Source organism: Sedimentitalea sp. XS_ASV28 (assembly GCF_041224545.1).
GTDB lineage: Bacteria > Pseudomonadota > Alphaproteobacteria > Rhodobacterales > Rhodobacteraceae > Sedimentitalea.
In genome coordinates, this window is sequence record NZ_JBGFGP010000173.1 from 17,687 (window position 1) to 35,465 (window position 17,779).

At 66.6% G+C, this 17,779-nt stretch carries 17 protein-coding genes; 12 read left to right on the forward strand and 5 right to left on the reverse strand.

Features of this window, described 5'->3' with window-relative positions; genetic code table 11:
• Nucleotides 1-6 precede the first annotated feature (6 nt).
• The 4 genes from AB9K34_RS21640 to AB9K34_RS21655 all read right to left on the reverse strand — a co-directional run bounded on the left by AB9K34_RS21640 (nt 7) and on the right by AB9K34_RS21655 (nt 4,386).
• A complete protein-coding gene (locus AB9K34_RS21640) occupies nt 7-780 on the reverse strand; it encodes a glycosyltransferase family 2 protein (RefSeq protein ID WP_369956676.1) in 774 nt (257 codons plus the stop codon).
• On the reverse strand, nt 777-1,715 hold the full coding sequence (locus AB9K34_RS21645; RefSeq protein ID WP_369956677.1) for a glycosyltransferase: 939 nt from the start codon (nt 1,713-1,715) through the stop codon (nt 777-779). Before AB9K34_RS21645 ends, AB9K34_RS21640 begins: the two co-directional genes overlap by 4 nt.
• Nucleotides 1,716-1,912: 197 nt before the next feature.
• Entirely contained in the window at nt 1,913-2,980 is a 1,068-nt protein-coding gene (locus AB9K34_RS21650) for a ParB/RepB/Spo0J family partition protein (protein WP_369956678.1), read from the reverse strand.
• A gap of 11 nt (nt 2,981-2,991) precedes the next feature.
• A complete protein-coding gene (locus AB9K34_RS21655) occupies nt 2,992-4,386 on the reverse strand; it encodes an AAA family ATPase (protein ID WP_369956680.1) in 1,395 nt (464 codons plus the stop codon).
• Nucleotides 4,387-4,775: 389 nt separating this feature from the next.
• Here AB9K34_RS21655 and AB9K34_RS21660 point away from each other — a divergent pair, with 389 nt between their 5' ends.
• From AB9K34_RS21660 to rfbA, 5 genes are all read left to right on the forward strand, one after another.
• Nucleotides 4,776-5,786 (forward strand): replication initiator protein A, encoded by a 1,011-nt coding sequence (locus AB9K34_RS21660; protein ID WP_369956681.1) that lies wholly within the window; start codon nt 4,776-4,778, stop codon nt 5,784-5,786.
• Nucleotides 5,787-6,015: 229 nt separating this feature from the next.
• Nucleotides 6,016-6,570 carry a dTDP-4-dehydrorhamnose 3,5-epimerase gene (gene rfbC / locus AB9K34_RS21665; RefSeq protein ID WP_369956682.1) on the forward strand — a complete coding sequence of 185 codons (555 nt, stop codon included), beginning with the start codon at nt 6,016-6,018 and terminating at the stop codon, nt 6,568-6,570.
• A 4-nt stretch (nt 6,571-6,574) separates the two neighbouring features.
• Nucleotides 6,575-7,627, forward strand: a complete 1,053-nt coding sequence (rfbB, locus tag AB9K34_RS21670; RefSeq protein ID WP_369956683.1) for a dTDP-glucose 4,6-dehydratase — start codon at nt 6,575-6,577, stop codon at nt 7,625-7,627.
• Complete coding sequence (rfbD, locus tag AB9K34_RS21675; protein WP_369956684.1) at nt 7,624-8,469, forward strand: dTDP-4-dehydrorhamnose reductase; 846 nt, start codon at nt 7,624-7,626, stop codon at nt 8,467-8,469. Before rfbB ends, rfbD begins: the two co-directional genes overlap by 4 nt.
• A gap of 4 nt (nt 8,470-8,473) precedes the next feature.
• Complete coding sequence (gene rfbA / locus AB9K34_RS21680) at nt 8,474-9,346, forward strand: glucose-1-phosphate thymidylyltransferase RfbA (protein ID WP_369956685.1); 873 nt, start codon at nt 8,474-8,476, stop codon at nt 9,344-9,346.
• A 124-nt stretch (nt 9,347-9,470) separates the two neighbouring features.
• Here rfbA and AB9K34_RS21685 read toward each other — a convergent pair whose 3' ends face one another.
• Entirely contained in the window at nt 9,471-10,586 is a 1,116-nt protein-coding gene (locus AB9K34_RS21685; RefSeq protein WP_369956686.1) for a polysaccharide biosynthesis/export family protein, read from the reverse strand.
• Nucleotides 10,587-10,703: 117 nt separating this feature from the next.
• On the opposite strand from AB9K34_RS21685, the gene AB9K34_RS21690 reads away from it, so the two are divergent.
• The 7 genes from AB9K34_RS21690 to AB9K34_RS21720 are packed head-to-tail and all read left to right on the forward strand — an operon-like array spanning nt 10,704 to nt 17,769.
• Nucleotides 10,704-11,552: an NAD-dependent epimerase/dehydratase family protein gene (locus AB9K34_RS21690; protein ID WP_369956687.1), complete on the forward strand. Its 849-nt coding sequence runs from the start codon at nt 10,704-10,706 to the stop codon at nt 11,550-11,552.
• Between the two features lie 15 nt (nt 11,553-11,567).
• Entirely contained in the window at nt 11,568-12,194 is a 627-nt protein-coding gene (locus tag AB9K34_RS21695) for a sugar transferase (RefSeq protein WP_369956688.1), read from the forward strand.
• The gene (locus tag AB9K34_RS21700) at nt 12,191-13,291 is read left to right on the forward strand and encodes a hypothetical protein (RefSeq protein ID WP_369956689.1); all 1,101 of its coding nucleotides are present in this window, start codon (nt 12,191-12,193) and stop codon (nt 13,289-13,291) included. The genes AB9K34_RS21695 and AB9K34_RS21700 overlap by 4 nt, the downstream gene beginning before the upstream one ends.
• 52 nt (nt 13,292-13,343) lie before the next feature.
• Complete coding sequence (gene gmd / locus AB9K34_RS21705; protein WP_369956690.1) at nt 13,344-14,465, forward strand: GDP-mannose 4,6-dehydratase; 1,122 nt, start codon at nt 13,344-13,346, stop codon at nt 14,463-14,465.
• A 54-nt stretch (nt 14,466-14,519) separates the two neighbouring features.
• Nucleotides 14,520-15,560: a hypothetical protein gene (locus AB9K34_RS21710; protein ID WP_369956691.1), complete on the forward strand. Its 1,041-nt coding sequence runs from the start codon at nt 14,520-14,522 to the stop codon at nt 15,558-15,560.
• Complete coding sequence (locus AB9K34_RS21715; RefSeq protein WP_369956692.1) at nt 15,557-16,810, forward strand: hypothetical protein; 1,254 nt, start codon at nt 15,557-15,559, stop codon at nt 16,808-16,810. The genes AB9K34_RS21710 and AB9K34_RS21715 overlap by 4 nt, the downstream gene beginning before the upstream one ends.
• Nucleotides 16,807-17,769 carry a hypothetical protein gene (locus tag AB9K34_RS21720; RefSeq protein ID WP_369956693.1) on the forward strand — a complete coding sequence of 321 codons (963 nt, stop codon included), beginning with the start codon at nt 16,807-16,809 and terminating at the stop codon, nt 17,767-17,769. Before AB9K34_RS21715 ends, AB9K34_RS21720 begins: the two co-directional genes overlap by 4 nt.
• The last annotated feature ends 10 nt before the right edge of the window (nt 17,770-17,779 follow it).

Consider the following 17,779-nt stretch of genomic DNA (forward strand, 5'->3'; position numbering starts at 1 on the left):
CGCGCTTCAGGGCCGCCTGTTCATCCGCACCGCCAGGCTGCGCAGCGCATATTGGCTGAAATGCCAGGCCGAACGGGGCCGCGACAATCCCAGATGCCCCCGGCAGGCGCTCCAATAGGCCCCGGCCGCGCGGCGCTTGTCGGCACTGGCCCCATCCGCATGTACCCGGTAACTGGCCAGCGTCTCGGGCAGACCGATCACCGGCAGGCGCCGCGCGGCGCAGGTTCTGAGAATATCCGCCCAGAGACAGAAATCCTCGGGCACCACCCCCACCGGCATCGGCAGGCGTCCCAGTTGCGCCCGATCATACACAGCGGTCAGACAGCCGATCACCAGCCGCCGGTCCAGCAGCTCGGCAAACCCGGCCCTTGCCGGCACCCGCTGGCGGCGCAACAGATGCCCCGCCGCGTCGACAATGTCATACGCGGTCCAGGAAAACGCCGCCCTGCTCCGCTGCATGGCGCCGATCTGGACCGAGAGCTTGCGCGGATGCCACAGGTCGTCGCAATCGAGGAACGCGATGTAACGCCCCCGCGCCACCGCGATCGCGGCATTGCGGGTGGCCGCCGGGCAGGGCAGGTTTTCCTGCGCCAGAAACCGGATCCTGGGATCGCGCCCGGCCGCGCGCCTTGCGATCTCGGGGCCCGCGTCATCCGACATGTTGTCCACGATCAGATGCTCGTAATTCGTCATCTGCTGCGCCTGCACCGAGGCAATGTGATCGGCCAGGAAAGCCGCGCCGTTGAACAGCGGCGTCACGATGCTGACGGCGGGGGTCATGCCCCGGCCTCCGCCAGCGCCCGGATCTCCGCATGGGACACGTCCAGCCGCCCCGCCAGCCCGTCGCGCACCGCGCGGCGCATCAACCGCAGGAAGGCGCGGCGCTGACCCGGATGATGACGCACCTTGGCCAGCCATTTCGGCAGGATCAGCAGGCAGGCGGGCCAGAACCGCCAGCCCCCCGCACGGCGATAGAACAGCAGCAGGTTGCGATGGTAATAATAGATCTTCCACAGCGGCTGGAACCGGCGGCCGTCAAAGGTGGAACAATCATGTTCGAACCGCACCGAGGGATCGAACCCGATCCGTCCGCCGGCCTGGCTCAGCGCCAGGGTGAACAACCCGTCATCGCCATAGACGAACAGCCGCCCATCCGGATAGCCCACCCGCGCGATCGCCGCGCGCGACACGAACAGGCCGACAAAGGTGGCCGCATCCACCGCGATCGCCGGCCCCGCGTAATCCTCGGCGGTGACATGCACACGCCCGCCGAACGGGTTGTAGGAGGGCCGGTTGACCGGGCAGAGCGCGCCATCGGGGAAATACACCGCCGCCGCCACGGCATCCCAGCGGGTGTCGGGCAGGGCGTGAAACGCCGCCAGCGCTCCGGGGGCAGGGCGGGCGTCATCATCCATCAGCACCAGCCAGGCCGGATCGAACCGCGTCACCGCCCACCGCATACCGGCCTCGAACCCGCCGGCGCCACCGCGATTGTCGGGCAGGGCCAGAACATGCAGGCGCGGATCCTCCTGTCGGGCCAGCCATTCGGCGGTGCCGTCGCTGCTGGCATTCTCGACCACCACCACCGCGTCGAGATCGGCGGGCGATGCGGCCAGCAGCCGCGCAAGTGTCACCTGCAACTTGGCAAGGCGGTCATGGGTGACCACCACCGCCACCAGCCGGCAGCCCTGTTCCTGATCCCGATCCGTGGTCACTTTCGCTCCCGCCTGTCTGTCATGCGGCTATCCACAAATCCCGCGCCCGTGTCAAACCGTGTGTCAAACCGCGTGTCGAACACAGCGCCGCCGGTTGGCAAAATCAATGTTTCGCAGCATCTGGATCCTGTCTTTTCAATGGCTTGCAGAGATTTGTTTCGCGCGCGAAACAATCAACTATTGGAATATGTACAGCATTACCGGGACGACAGCCAATCCTGCAGCGCCGCAAAGAAACCGGCATTCACCCCGCCTCCGGTCAACTCGATGCGTCCGGCCTCTTCATCGAACCGCGCGGTAATGCGGCTCTCGGCGAGCCGACGGGCGATCGAGTCGCTGTCCAGCCCGCTGAGCCGGGGGCGCAGGGCAGGAGAGGGTGGCGTCTCGGGCGCCTCGGGAATGGTCTCGTCCTTTTGCGCGCGGGTCCAGTCGCGCAGCACCGCGGCCAGCATCTTCAGCTCGGCCTCGGCGGTCTCCGGCGGGAACTCCCTGAGCCGGGCCCCGAGCCTGGAGGCGAAACCGTGATCCTCCTGCAGCGCACGGGCCAGCCCCAGCCCCAGCTTTTCGGGAATCGCGGCGGGAAACCGGAGCACCCGGTCGAGCGGCTCGACCAGGGTCAGGAAAGAGCCGATCTTGGAACGGCGCGACCGGCTGACCGAGCCGAACAGGCCCCGCAGGGCCGCGCGCGGGGTGGGATAGACCCCTTCATGCACCGCGCGCAGGGCGATGCGGCCTTTTTCATAGAGGCTGAGCGCGGCGCGGATCTCGTTTTCCTCGACCATTGCCACATAGGCCTCCTGCGCATCCGCCGGGCTGATGATCCGGGCCTGCACCGTGGCAAAGCGCGGGTCCTGACCGGCCGCATGCAGATGGCGCAGGGCGCGCAGCCGCCGCCACCCCGAGATCAGCCCGTACTCCGCCGCGCCCCGGGGCGCGGGCAGGGCGACAACCTCGATCGGGGTCTGCTGGCCGCGCGCCCGCAGCGAAGCCAGCAGCGCCTCCATGTCCTCGTCATCCGCCCGGATCATGCGGTCCCGCACCAGGTGGGTGTCGTCCACCGCCTCCAGAGGCAGGGCCTCGATCATCCGCCCCTCGGCGCGGGCGGTGCGCAGCGTGTCGGAGAGCTCCGCCAGCGCCGCATTGGCGCTGGTCTCGCCCGCCACCTGCGCGATCGGCGCCGGCGACAGCAGCCCGGACGCGCCGGTCGCCGGATCTGCCTGCAGAAACCCGTCCTGTGCCGGGGTCAGTCGTTTGCGTTTGGCCATGTCGGGTCCCCCTATTGCGCCGGTTCCGCCTGTCGTGCCGCCAGTTCCTCGCGTCGCCAGATGCCCAGCAACAGCCGTTTGAAGGCGGCATAGGTGGCGTCAAAGGTTTCCCGGCCCCGTGCATAGGTCTCGCGGTTGAAATCCCGGTAATCCGCCTCGTAGATGCCCGAGACCTGCTCGCCGGCCTGCCCGATCAGCGCGGTGAAATCCTGCCGGTGCGGCGACAGGGTCTGGCCCAGATAGGCCTGCATCAGCGCCGAAAGCTCGCCCTGTTGTGCCGCGTCATAGCGGGTGATGACCGCGCGGACCGCATCCCATTCGAACCCCATCTCGGGACGGCCAAGGGCGCGGGCGGCGACGTTTTCGCCCTCTTCGATGCTGGCGAATGTGGAATGCAGCATGTCAAAGAACCGCCCGGTGGAGTCGAATTCCAGAAAGGACGCCCCCAGCGGCACCAGCAGGATATCCGCCGCCGCCAGGCCGTTGATCGTGAGATAGCCAAGGGCAGGGGGGGTGTCGATGAACACGAGGTCATAGGCCTTCAGCACCCCGTCGGCCTCGAGCCGGTCGGTCAAGGCATCCCAGAGCTTCCAGCCCCGCGCCGCCATCCGCCAGACCGGCACCTGGAATTCCGCCCAGTAGAGGTTCAGCTGTGCCCCGATCAGGTCGATATTCGGCCAGTGGGTGGGCTGGATCAGATCCTGTGCCCGGATATCGAGCGCCTCGGTCAGTGCCTCGTCCAGCGGCTGCGGCGCGTCGCCCCGGTCGAGCCGGCGCTGGTTGTCGGCGCGCAGGTATTCGCCATAGTGACGCGCCAGCAGCGGAAAGGCGGTCTGCCATTCGTCTTCGACCGTGCCGCCGAAGATCGAGGTCATCGATCCCTGGCTGTCCAGGTCGACGACCAGAACCTTGTACCCATCCAGCGCCGCCGACATCGCCAGATGCGCGGCGGTGCTGGTCTTGCCGACCCCGCCCTTGAAATTCGCCACCGCCACCAGCTTGGCCGGCAGCCCGTCGGGCCGGTAGGGACGATAATTCTTGGCCCGGGACCCCTGCGCGGCGAAATGCGCGCGCAGGCGCAGCACCTCGTCGAGGGTGAACCACTTGGCGCCGCCGGCGGTTTCGCTGGCCCCCTGCGGCAGGTCCGGGTTCTGTTTCAGCACCCGCCGGAAATGCGCCTGCGCCACCGGGATCAGGTAGCGGGTGATTTCCCAGGTCGAGAACAGGCGCAGCTGTTTCTGCCCTGCCTCGTTCAGCCCCCGGCTGGCCAGGTCGGCGCGTCCGCGGGTACAGGCGGCAGCCATCTGCGCAAAGCCGGCGGTGCCCGTAGGCGCGCCGATTTCGGCCAGCGCCACATCGGGATCGATGTTGAAATAGGGCGGGAGCCCGGGGGTCTCTTTTGCCATGATGCCTGCTCGATGTGCCGTGTTTTCGTCAGGATAGCACGAAACGCATGACATGGAAGAAAAACCGTCACAACACGCGATTTTCCCAGGCAATTCCGCGATTTGCCCGGGGCGGACCGGCCGGTCCGGAGGCGCGGCAACTTTTTTCGATCTGTTAGAGTCGTGTTATTCTTGTGTTACGGGATCTGCTGGGTGCGGGCAAATTATTGTTCACAAAGTATTTTTGGCGAAATTCTTGGTACAAGCCGACTCCGAACCCCCGAAAGAGCGACTCTGAAGCCACGTTCAGGCGATTCCGAACCCCCGTTGCCGTAGCCTGTGGATAACCCTAGGGTGAGTGTCATCGAAACCACGATAAAACGAGTCGGATACCGACCGAGAGTAGGGCCATGGGCAGGGCAGTGACAGCAGGCGGCGGAGGACTTCTTCCGGACCGGCACCGGCAGAGCGATTTCTTTCTCTGCGACATCTTCGACGCGATCCCGAAGGACGATATCGCCAGCATGGAACATCCGCTGTTCTCGCTGGCGACGCGTCCGGACCGGCGGATCCTGGAATATGAACACAATGCCACCCGGATCACGGTGACGCCCTCGGTGCGGGGGCTGGCGACGATCCATGACAAGGACATCCTGATCTTCTGCATCAGCCAGCTGATGGCGGCGCTCAATGCCGGGCGCCGGGTCAGCCGCACCCTGCACCTGAAGGCGCATGATCTTCTGGTGGCGACCAACCGCGAAACCTCGGGCGATTCCTATCGCCGGCTCAGGGATGCGTTCGAGCGCCTGGCGGGCACGCGGATCACCACCAACATCGTCACCGGCGAGACCGAGACCACCACCGGCTTCGGGCTGATCGAAAGTTGGGAGATCGTGCGCAAGACCCGGGGCGGGCGCATGGTCAGCGTGGCGGTGACCCTGTCGGATTGGCTCTACCGGGCGGTGCTGAGCAAATCGGTGCTGACCCTGAGCCGCGATTATTTCCGGCTCCGGAAACCGCTGGAGCGGCGGATCTACGAGCTGGCGCGCAAACATTGCGGGCGGCAGGCGGACTGGCAGGTGTCGGTGGACACGCTGCTCAAGAAATCCGGCAGCGCCAGCCCGCGCCGGGTGTTCCGCGCCATGCTGCGCGAGATGATCGCGGCGGGGCACCTGCCCGATTACCGGATGGAAGAACGCCCCGGCGACCTGATCCGGTTCAGCCAGCGTGACCCGGTGATCGATGTGCCGCCGCCGGTTCTGAACCCCGAAACGCTGGACGCGGCGCGCGCCCTGATGCCGGGGGCCGATGTGCATGCGCTCGCGGCGGAATGGCGCGGGGTCTGGGCCCGCACCGGCGCGCCGCGCCTGCGCAAGCCGGACGCGGCCTTCCTCGGCTGGGTCCGCAAACGGGCGGGGTAGGGGCGCAAAGCGCTCGCCTTCACGATGGAATTGTGCTGAAACCGCCTGCGTGGTTCATCGGTATTTCCAACGGGATAAAGAGTTTGACGTTTTTCGATGATATTGACCTGCGGGGCGCGGCTGGCGGGAGGCCCCCGTTTCGCGCGTGTTGGCGGGTGACGCCTGTGGGCATCGTTGCTAAACCGGGCGCAGGTTTGAAAATGGTATGGTTTGAAAAGGTAAAGGGTGCATGCAGATAGAACAGACACCGTTGCCGGGCGTTCTTATCCTGACGCCCGCGCGGTTCGGCGATGAGCGGGGGTTCTTTTCGGAGAGCTGGAACCGCAAGCTGCTGGCCGGGCACGGGATCGACCTGGAGTTCGTGCAGGACAACCATTCGATGTCGGTGGCGGTGAACACGCTGCGCGGGCTGCATTTCCAGGCGCCGCCCCATGCCCAGGACAAGCTGGTGCGCTGCGGGCAGGGGGCGCTGTTTGATGTGGCGGTGGATATCCGCAAGGGCTCGCCCACCTACGGGCAGTGGTTCGGCACCGAGCTGACGGCCGAGAACGGCCGGCAATTGCTGGTGCCGCGCGGTTTCCTGCACGGGTTTGCCACGCGCACCGAACGCACCGAGATCATCTATAAATGCACCGATTTCTATGCGCCCGAGGCCGATGGCGCGGTGCATTGGGACAGTTGCGGCATCGACTGGGGCCTGAGCGGTCCGCCGGTCCTGTCGGGCAAGGATGCCGCCGCGGGGACGCTGGCGGATTTCGACAGCCCTTTCGTATGGGAAGAATGATGGCATGAAACTGGTGGTAACGGGCGGCGCGGGGTTCATCGGATCGGCGGTGGTACGGCAGGCGGTGGGGCAGGGGCACCGGGTGGTGAACCTCGATGCGCTGACCTATGCGGCCTGTCTTGACAACGTGGCCAGTGTCGCGGACTCGGCGAATTACAGCTTTGTGCAGGCCGACATCCGTGATCGCGCGGCACTGGATGCGGTCTTTGCCGAACATGCGCCGGACGCGGTGATGCACCTGGCGGCGGAATCCCATGTGGACCGTTCGATCGACGGGCCGGGCACGTTCATCGATACCAATGTCACCGGCACCTACACCCTGCTCGAAGCGGCGCGCCGTTTCTGGGTGGGGGCGGGACGTCCCGAAGGGTTCCGCTTTCATCACATCTCGACGGATGAAGTCTTTGGCAGCCTCGGCCCCGACCCGGAAACCGACGGGCAGTTCACCGAGGACACGCCCTATGATCCGCGCAGCCCCTATTCCGCCAGCAAGGCGGCGAGCGACCATCTGGTGCGCGCCTGGCACGAGACCTACGGGCTGCCCGTGGTGCTGACCAATTGCTCGAACAATTACGGCCCCTATCATTTCCCGGAAAAGCTGGTGCCGGTGGTGATCCTGAACGCGCTGGCGGGCAAGCCGATCCCGGTCTATGGCGCGGGCGAGAATGTGCGCGACTGGCTCTATGTCGAGGATCACGCCGATGCGCTCCTGACGGTGCTGCAAAAGGGCGCGCTGGGGCGCAGCTACAATATCGGCGGCGAGAACGAGGCCAGGAACATCGATCTGGTGCGGATGATCTGCGCCATCCTCGATGAAAAACGTCCCGCCGGGCGGCCCTATGGCGAACAGATCACCTTTGTCACCGACCGCCCGGGCCATGATCTGCGCTATGCGATCGACCCCACGCGCATTCGCGAAGAACTGGGCTGGCGGCCCTCGGTGACATTGCAGCAGGGTCTGGAAAAGACCGTGCAATGGTATCTGGACAATGAAAGCTGGTGGCGCGCATTGCAGGATCGCGCGGGGGTCGGGCAGCGGCTCGGAACCGGCACATGATCCTGGTTTTCGGCAAGACCGGGCAGGTGGCGCGGGAACTGGCGGCGCGGGCGGATGTGACCTGCCTGGGGCGCGACGCGGCGGATCTGGCGGATCCGGAGGCCTGTGCGGCGGCGATCCGGGCGCGGGCCCCCGCGGCGGTGATCAATGCCGCCGCCTTTACCGCGGTGGACGCCGCCGAAGAGCACGAGGCCGAGGCCACCGTGATCAATGGCGACAGTCCCGGCGCGATGGCGCGGCAATGCGCGGCCCTTGGCCTGCCCTTTGTCCAGATCTCGACCGACTACGTGTTTGACGGCAGCGGCGACACCCCGTGGCGTCCGGGCGATGCGACCGGCCCGCTGGGGGCCTATGGGCGCAGCAAGCTGGCCGGCGAGCGGGCGGTGGCCGGGGCCGGGGGCACATGGGCGGTGTTGCGGACCTCCTGGGTGGTTTCGGCCCATGGCAGCAATTTCGTCAAGACCATGCTGCGGCTGGGGGCCGAGCGCGAGGCGCTGACCGTGGTGGCCGACCAGATCGGTGGCCCGACCCCGGCGCGCGACATTGCCGCCGCCTGTCTGAAGATGGTCGAAACCCTTGCGTCAGAGCCTGACAAACGCGGTCTCTATCATTTCGCGGGCGCCCCCGATGTCAGCTGGGCCGGGTTTGCCCGGACGATCATGGCGCAGGGCGGGCGGGACTGTACCATCACCGATATCCCGAGCAGCGATTATCCGACCCCGGCGGTACGCCCGGCCAATTCGCGGCTGGACTGTTCCGGATTCGAGACCGCTTTCGACATGAAACGGCCCGATTGGCGTGATGGATTGGCAGCGATACTGAACGATCTTGGAGAGACCTGATTTCATGAGCACACGCAAAGGCATCATTCTGGCCGGTGGGTCGGGGACGCGGCTCTATCCGATCACCATGGGGGTCAGCAAACAGCTGTTGCCGATCTATGACAAGCCGATGGTCTATTACCCGCTATCGGCCCTGATGCTGGCGGGGATCCGCGAGATCGCGATCATCACCACGCCGCAGGACCAGGCCCAGTTCCAGCGCACCCTCGGCGATGGCAGCCAGTGGGGCGTGTCGCTGAGCTATGTCGCGCAACCCAGCCCGGACGGGCTGGCGCAGGCCTATATCCTGGCCGAGGATTTCCTGGCCGGGGCCCCCAGTGCCATGGTGCTGGGCGACAACATCTTCTTTGGCCACGGCCTGCCGGACCTGATGGCGCGGGCCGACGCGCAGGAGCAGGGCGGCACGGTGTTCGGCTATCACGTGGCCGATCCCGAACGGTACGGCGTGGTGGCCTTCGATCCGGATGGCGCGGTGCAGGAGATCATCGAAAAACCCGCCGTGCCGCCATCGAACTACGCGGTGACCGGGCTGTATTTCCTGGATGGCACGGCGCCCGCGCGGGCCCGCGAGGTGCGCCCCTCGGCGCGGGGCGAGCTTGAGATCACCTCGCTGCTGGGCATGTACCTGGCGGACGGGCTGCTCAAGGTGGAGACCATGGGGCGGGGCTATGCCTGGCTCGATACCGGCACCCATGCATCCCTGCTGGACGCGGGCAATTTCGTGCGCACGCTCGAGGAACGGCAGGGGCTGCAGGCCGGCTGCCCCGAAGAGATCGCCCATGGCCGGGGATGGATCAGCGACGCGGACCTGGCCGCACGGGCCGAGATGTTCGCCAAGAACACCTATGGCGCCTATCTGGCGGGGTTGTTGAGGTAAACAGCCCCCCGGCAACAGCCTCTATAGCATTTCGCGATAAACCTGAATCACCTGACGCTGCCTGAAATCAAAGATTTCAACGCGTTAGGTGATATCAGATGTTTCAAGCTAATCGCGAAACGCTTTAGATATTCCCGGCGGCGCTGAAGACGCCGAAGAAGTTGCCGATGACGTTGGAGACGGTCAGCGCGTCGTTGATCGGGGATTCGGTGGCCATGACCAGGTCGTCCGGGTTGATCTGGAAACGCCGGGCCGAGAACAGCCCGTCCGCGGTGGTCAGATCGAGGCTGAACACCACCCGGCTCTGGCGCGGGCCGCGCACGCCGGCGCGGGAGGCCGAGGCGGGGTATTCGCGCAGGACCAGCAACCCTTTGGGATCGGCCTTGTTGTCCTGGAAGCCACCCATGATCGCCACCGCGTCCATCGCCGACACCTCGTCCTTGGTAAAGAGATGCAGATCCTCCTTGCCGGTTGCGCCGAAGGACAGGAAATAGCGCTCGTCCTCTTCCAGGAACACCCGGTCGCCGCCCCGCAGCAGGGTGTCCAGCGAGGGATTGTTCAGCAGCTTGTCGACCGAAGTGCCATAGATGCGCCCGCCGCGCATCAGCCGGATCTGCGGATTGTTCAGGTTCGAGCTGATGCCGCCCCCCGCCGAGATCAGCCCCAGCACCGAATAGTTGCGGTCGGGCATCGGGTAGGTGCCCGGTTGCAGCACGCCGGAGACCAGGTCGACCGAATTGTTGCGCCCTTCGGTCATCGACAGCTGCACCTGTGCGGAGGGCACGATCATTTCGAACGAGGTCTGCAATTCCTCGCGCGCCAGGTCCGGGGTCAGGCCGATGACGCTGACATTGCCCACATAGGGCATGAAGATCGACCCGTTGCTGGCGACCTCGACATCGGTCAGCTGGATTTCCTTCTGCTCGGTCGTGGTCAGCAGCGAGTTGTCCGAACTGTCCCAGATGCGGATATTCAGCGAGTCTCCGGGCTGGATGATCTGGCTGCGCGCGCCCTGGCTGGCCGAGAGCCAGCCCAGATGTTCCTGTTTGCCGGTGGCGGGCCATTGCGCCACCGTCGGCAGAAAGGCCCGGGTCACCGAGTAGAGCGCGAAACCGGCGGTTTCCTGGTTTGCTTCTTTCAGGATTTCCTCGCTGGCCGGGGCGCCGCCGGGCAGGCGGGAACAGCTGCTCAGGGCAGAAACCAGCGCCAGCGCTACAAAAATCTTGGAAAGCATGCTCATGTGCAAGGGGCCTGTCATCAATGTTCAGGGCTGGTGATTGTCGGCCCGCAAAATACTGTTACAGGAAAACCGGTCAACTGTGCGAGGGGGCAGATGCAGTTTCCCAGGACATTCGTAATGGGCGCAACGGGTCGGATCGGCATGATCCTGCGCAAATACTGGGATGAGCCGACGATTTCGTGGCAGGCCCGGACGCCGCAATCCGGCGGGGGCTGGGTGGTTCTGGACCCCCTGGGGGATCCCGGGGCGCTGGCGCGGGCGGCCGGGGGATGCGCTGCGATTCTCTGTCTGGCCGGGGTTGTGCCGGGCCGGGCGGGGGCAGGGGCGCCCGGGGCGATGGCCGGCAATATCGCCCTGGCCGAGGCCGCCCTGCGCGCAGCAGAACCGGGCGCGCGGGTATTGCTGGCCTCGTCCGCGGCGGTCTACGGGGCCAGGCCGGGCCTGTTGCGCGAAGACGATGTGCCGGCGCCCCTGTCGGAATACGGCCGCGCCAAGGCCGACATGGAACGGCGCGGCGCGGAGCTGGGTGCTGCGCGGGATGTCGCGGTGAGCGCGCTGCGCATCGGAAACGTGGCCGGGGTCGATGCCATCCTGGGCGGCTGGCGTCCGGGGTTCCGGCTCGATCGTTTTGCCGATGGCTGTACGCCCCGGCGCAGTTACATCGGTGTGCAGACCCTGGCCCGGGTGTTGCGTGATCTGATCGTTGCCCCGGACCTGCCCGGCGTTCTGAACATCGCGGCACCGGGGGCGATCGGGATGGGCGATCTGCTGGATGCCGCCAATCTGGACTGGACGCCGCGCCGCGCACCCGATACCGCCATTGCCGAAGTCCGGCTCTGTACCGACAGGCTCGTGCGGCTCACCGGTTTCGGGGCCGCCGAGAGCACGCCGGCGGCAATGGTTGAACAATGGCGGGAAACAGGCTCTGGCACAGGGTCGGAAGACATCAGGGGCGGAAGGCATTAGGGTGACACGCGCAAGATGACCTGGCAAAAGCGTATCCTGGATCTGGTCTTTGCCAGCCTGCTGGCGATCATTCTCGGGCCGGTGCTGATCGTGCTGCTGATCTGGTTGCTGCTCCGGGAGGGGCGGCCGCTGTTCTACGTGGCCGAGCGGATGAAGGAGGTGGACCGGCCCTTCATGCTGTGGAAGCTGCGCACGATGACGGCGGTCGAATCCGATACCGGTGTCTCCGGCGGCAACAAGGCGGCCCGGATCACCGCCACCGGGGCCTGGCTGCGGGCGCGGCGGCTGGACGAGTTGCCACAGCTCTGGAACATCATCCGGGGGGACCTGAGCTTTGTCGGTCCGCGCCCGCCCTTGCGGCAATATGCCGAGGCCTATCCCGAGCTCTACCGCGAGGTGCTGAAATCGCGCCCCGGCGTCACCGGGCTGGCCAGCATCGTTTATCACCGGCACGAGGATGCCCTGCTGGCGCGCTGCACCACGCCGGAAGAGACCGACTCGGTTTACCGGCGCATCTGCATTCCCGCAAAGGCCCGGCTGGACCTGATCTACCAGCGGCATCAATGCATCTGCTATGATTTCGACCTGGTGTTCCAGACCATCGGCAACCTGTTTCGCCGGAACAGGACCGGCAAACGGTGATCCGGGTCTTTACCACCGGGCGGCATGCGCATCGCTCGCCCCTGCGCTATCCGGCGCTGGCGGACCTGTTCCGGGGCGAGATCGAGCGGGTGGAGCGCCCGGAGCAGGCCGATCTGCATGTCTTTGCCCATAGTGTCGATATTGCCGAGGCGCCCCATGCGGTGGTGGCGGACTGGCGGCGGCGCCGCCGGCCGGTGGTGCTGCTGTCGGAAGAGCCGTTCTGGGACACGATCTGGACCCGTCGGCCGCTGGAGCGGCATCTCTGCCTGAACACCGGGTTCGGGGCGCTGCCGGTGGTGCAGCTGAGCCATGCGACGAGTGCGATTTTCCGGTTCCGCGAGCTGCCCTATTACCTGTTGACCAACAATCGCTTTGCCAATGCCTATCGGTGGCGGTTCGCGCGCAATGCCCGCCGTGGCGCGGGATATTGGCGCGCGCATTTCGCAGAGCACGAGGCCGGTCTGACCTTCATGTTCGAACGCCGCCCCGGCGCGCAGCATGACGTGGCATGGCCGGAGGGCGATATTGTCGGCCTCTGCGCCTGGCGGACCCGGCTGGCCGAAAGCTGCACCGGTGAAACCGTGCAGCGGCTGGGCAGGAGCTGGCAGGGCGGGGCCAGCCGGTTCGAGCTCGCCGACTGGCATTTTGACAAGCTGATGCGGCTGGACGGGGCGACCGGCACGCTGGCGGCGATCGAGAACACCCACCAGCCGGATTACCTGACCGAAAAGCTGTTTGATGCCTTTGCCTGTGGCGCGCGGCCGCTTGGCTATGCGGGGCCGGCGCATGGGGTGCACCGGCTGGGCCTGCCCGGCGCATCCTGGCTGAACCTGCACGGGCTGACGCCCGCGGAGGCGGCGGCCCGGCTGCGCGGGCCCTTTGCCGATGCGGCGTTCATCGCGGCCTTTCACGCAGCCCAGATGCAGCTTGCGGCGCTGTTTGCCGATGCCGGGGCATGGGTGCGCGAACGCCGGCGGCTGAAGGCCGAATTGCTGGACGAATTCGCCGCCCTGCTGGAGAGCCCGCGGGATATCGTGCCCGATGACCGTCCCCCCGAACCGTCACCGGAACCGGCACGGGGGGCGCCCCTCTTGTGACAGGGGGCAAACCATATTATCGCAGAACACAATCGCGAGGTGAGCATTCAACATGACCAAGACAGCATTGATTACCGGGGTGACCGGGCAGGACGGTTCCTATCTGGCGGAATTTCTTCTGGAAAAGGGATATGAGGTCCACGGCATCAAGCGTCGGGCCTCGTTGTTCAACACCGACCGGGTGGATCATATCTACGAGGATCCCCACGTGGATCACGCCCGGTTCCAGCTGCATTACGGCGACCTGTCGGACACCTCGAACCTGACCCGGATCATCCAGCAGGTGCAGCCCGACGAGGTTTACAATCTTGGCGCGCAATCCCACGTGGCGGTCAGCTTTGAAGCGCCGGAATACACCGCCGATGTCGATGCCATCGGCACCCTGCGCCTGCTCGAAGCGATCCGCTTCCTGGGGCTCGAGAAAAAGACCCGGTTCTACCAGGCCTCGACCTCGGAACTCTACGGGCTGGTGCAGGAGACCCCGCAAAAGGAGACCACGCCCTTCTACCCGCGCTCTCCCTATGCGGTGGCAAAGCTCTATTCCTACTGGATCACGGTCAATTACCGCGAGGCCTACGGTATGTATGCCTGCAACGGCATCCTGTTCAACCACGAGAGCCCGCGCCGCGGCGAGACCTTCGTGACCCGCAAGATCACCCGTGGCCTGGCCAATATCGCACAGGGGCTGGAGCCCTGTCTCTACATGGGCAATATCGACGCCCTGCGCGACTGGGGCCATGCCAGGGATTATGTCCGCATGCAGTGGATGATGCTGCAACAGGACGTGGCCGAGGATTTCGTCATCGCCACCGGCGTACAGTACAGCGTGCGCGAATTCATCACCTGGTCGGCGGCCGAACTGGGGATCACCCTGCGCTTCGAGGGCGAAGGGGTCGACGAGGTGGCGATTGTCGAGGCGATCGAGGGCGACAGTGCGGCGGCCCTGGCGCCGGGCGATGTGATCATGCGTATCGATCCGCGTTATTTCCGTCCGGCCGAGGTGGAAACCCTGCTGGGCGATCCGTCCAGGGCCAAGGCGCGGCTGGGCTGGGTGCCCGAGATCACCGCGCAGCAGATGTGCGCCGAAATGGTGGCCCGGGATCTGGAAGCCGCCCGGCGGACCGCCCTGTTGCGCAGCCACGGCTATCAGGTGGCGCATTCGGTGGAAAGCTGACCGGGCCGGATACGGAGACATGCGGGATCGGAATCGAAGTCGGGGGGCCATGACATGACGCTTGTAATCCTGAACCTGTCCGGGCTGGACGAGGCAGGGTGGCGGCCCTGGTTCGAAGCGGTTCTGCCCGGTGAAGGCGATTGGCAGCTGGCCGGGGATCCCGATGATCCGCCGCCGGCGGACAGGTATGTGCTGATCTATGACGCACCGGATACGCGGGTTCTGCGCGGTCTGCGCGCCGGCGCGCCGTTTGAAGAGATCATCGCCGACTGGCGCGGTTACGCCCGCCAGATCCTGGCCCGCTGGCGCAAGGCGCGCCGCAGTCTCTACCTGGTCGATGCCGATGCCTTTGCCGCCGCGCCCGAGATGCTGGCCGAAAGCCTTGGCCGCTGGCTGGGACGCGACATGGGACCGGCCCCGGTCGTCGATCATGCGGCGGATGCGGAGCCGCTGGCCCTGCTGGCCGCGCAGGCGGCGCATGGGCTGGACCCGCTGCGCCGGCTGGCGGATGAGCTCGAGGTTGCCGGCATGTCCCCGCGGCTGGCCCGGCAGGGCAGCATGCCGGAACTCACCGCGGTTTACGGGATCTTGCGGGAACAGGCGGCGGCGCTGGACAGCCGGTCCGATCACGCGAAACAGCTGGCCAGGGCCGAGGCCGAGGCCAAATCTGCCCAGCAGGACAAGGCCAGGGCGCAGCACGAGGCAAAGGCGCTGGCTGCAAAGCTCGGGCAGGCGGCGGAAAAGGCGACTGCCGCAGAGGCGCTGTTTCACGAAGAGGTTGCGTTGTTGCAGCAACAGCTGGTCACCGTGCAGCAGGCGCTGGAGCGGGAATATCGCGACGGGCTGGCCTTGCGCAAGGAGGCAGACAGCGATCTTGACCGCGTCCGCCGGGCCGCCGAACTGGAAGAACTGCGCCTGTCGACGATGTTGCGCGAACAGGCGGAACAGATTGCCGCCCTGCTGGAAGGACAGCGGGCATTGACGACCCGGCTCGACCGCAGCCGCGAAGAGGTGGATGCGCTGATGGCCTCGACCTCGTGGCGGGTGACCGCGCCGCTGCGCCGGGCGCGGCTGGCCGTGGCCAAACCGACATGAGCGCCCCGGACATCCTGTATATCGGCTGCGGGCCGGATCCCGATATCGACCCCGAGGCCCGCGTGGTGCTGGTGGAACCCAGCCCGGACCATGTCCCGGTCATTCGCGGGCAGGTGCGCGGCATGGGTCGCCGGGTGCGGCTGATCCCTGCCGCGGTGGCCGCCGAGACCGGCAATGCGACGTTTCATATCTGCAATTTCGCGGATCTCTCGGGGCTGGACGTGCCGGCGCCGCTGTTCGAACTGATGCCGGGGCTGAAACAGGTGAAAACCGCGCAGGTCCAGACCCTGTCGGTGGCCGACCTGCTCGGGCAGGCCCGGATCCGCGAGGATGGTTATACATTGCGTTGCGCGGCTCCCGGGGTGGTGCCCTTGCTGTTGAACCAGCTGCTGGCTGACGGGGCGCTGGACCGGATCGGGGCGTTGTGGCTGACCGTGGGGGCCGAGCCGTTCCACGGGCCGGGCAGTGATGCGGCTTCGGTGATCGCGACCCTTCGGGCGCAGGGGTATCGGCTGCTGGCGCGCGAGGATGACGCGGATCCGGACTGGCCCTGCCTGAAATTCGAGCGGGACCCGGCGCTGGCAGAGCTGAGCCGGGCGCGGGATGCGGCCGAAGCGGCAAAGAGCGCGCTGGAAACCGAACGTGCCGGATTGCTGGCCCGGTTGCAGGAAAGCGAGGCGGCGCGCCAGGCCGCGGAAGCCGGGGCCGCCGCGATACGAGCCGATCTTGCCAATGTGCAGGACCGCGCCCGGACCGTGAACACCCAACGCGATCGTCTGGAGGCAGAGCTGGAGGCGGCCCGCGAGCAAGCGGCGCGGCTGCAAAGCGAGGCCGAAACCGCCGGGGAAAAGCTGAGGGCGGCACAGGAGGCCCGCGCCAGGGCCGAGGCGGAGCTGGAAGAGACCCGCACGGCCCATGCCGGGCTCAAGGCCCAACTGACCGAGATCACAACGCTGCAGTCGCGTGTAGAGGCCCTTGCCAAGGATCGGGACGTGCAGCGCGCGGCGGCGGAAACCGCCCGCGCCGACCTGGGCATGGCGCTGCGGATGCAGGCGATGGCGGCGGCGGATCTGAAGGATTTGCAGGATCGGCACGCGGCATTGAGCGCGACCAAGGAGCGGCAGGATGCCTTGCTGGGGCAACTGGCCCTGCAGCTGGGCGACGTGTCCGAGCACCTGCAACAGATCGAAGCGGCGCCCGGGAGCCCACGCCTGGAACGGGGCGCGGCAGCGAAAAAGGGCGACGCATGAGCGCCCCCGCCGACCCCGCGGCGCTGCTCGCCCGGATCGAGGAAGCCCGCGCGCTCCTGGACGATCACGACCATCAGAAGGCGCTGACCCCGCGCCTTGCCGATCCCCTGCCCAGCCTGATCCAGCAATGCCGCACCCTGGCCGAAGAGGCGAGCGAGGCCGAGGCGGAACCGGTGCGCTGCCTGCATCATTTCGCCTGTACCGGCGGCACGCTCATGGCCCGGTATCTCGCGGTCCAGCCCAATACCGTCCTGCTGAGCGAGATCGACCCGCTGAGCCTGCATCATATCGACGGTTCCCCGCCGCGCTTTGCGCCAACCGACCTGATCCGGCATTTGCGCTACAGTCCGCGCGGCATTTCCGAACAGGTGATCGGTGACGTGTTCCTGGCCGCGCTGGAGCCGCTTCTGTCCGATTGCCGGAGCCGGGGCCGCCGGTTGATCCTGCGCGATCACGCCCATTCGCAGTTCTGCCACAAGGATGCGCCCTATGAGCGCCCGACCCTGCGGGGCCTGCTGATGCGGCGCTATCCGGTGCGATCGGTGGTGACGGTGCGCCATCCGCTGGATGCCTACCTGTCGCTGGCCAACAATGACTGGCTGCATTTCACCCCGGATACGCTGGATGAATATGCCCGCCGTCATCTTGCGTTCCTTGACGCTCATGAGGGTGTCGGGATCGTGCGCTACGAGGATTTCCTGGCCGCGCCCGAACCGCATCTGCGCCACATCTGCGACCTGCTGGATGTGCCGTTTGCCGGGGTGCAGCCGGAGCTGGTTGCCCTGATGCCCCTGACCGGTGACAGCGGGCGCGGCGGGCACGGTCTCAGGAGCCGTCCGCGCCGCCCGGTGCCGCAGGACGTCGCCGAGGCGGCGCGCAGTTCGCAACGCTATATCGCGCTCTGCGACCGGCTGGGATATGATCCGGCGCCCGATGCCGCACCGGTGCCGCAGCCCTGACGTATCTCCC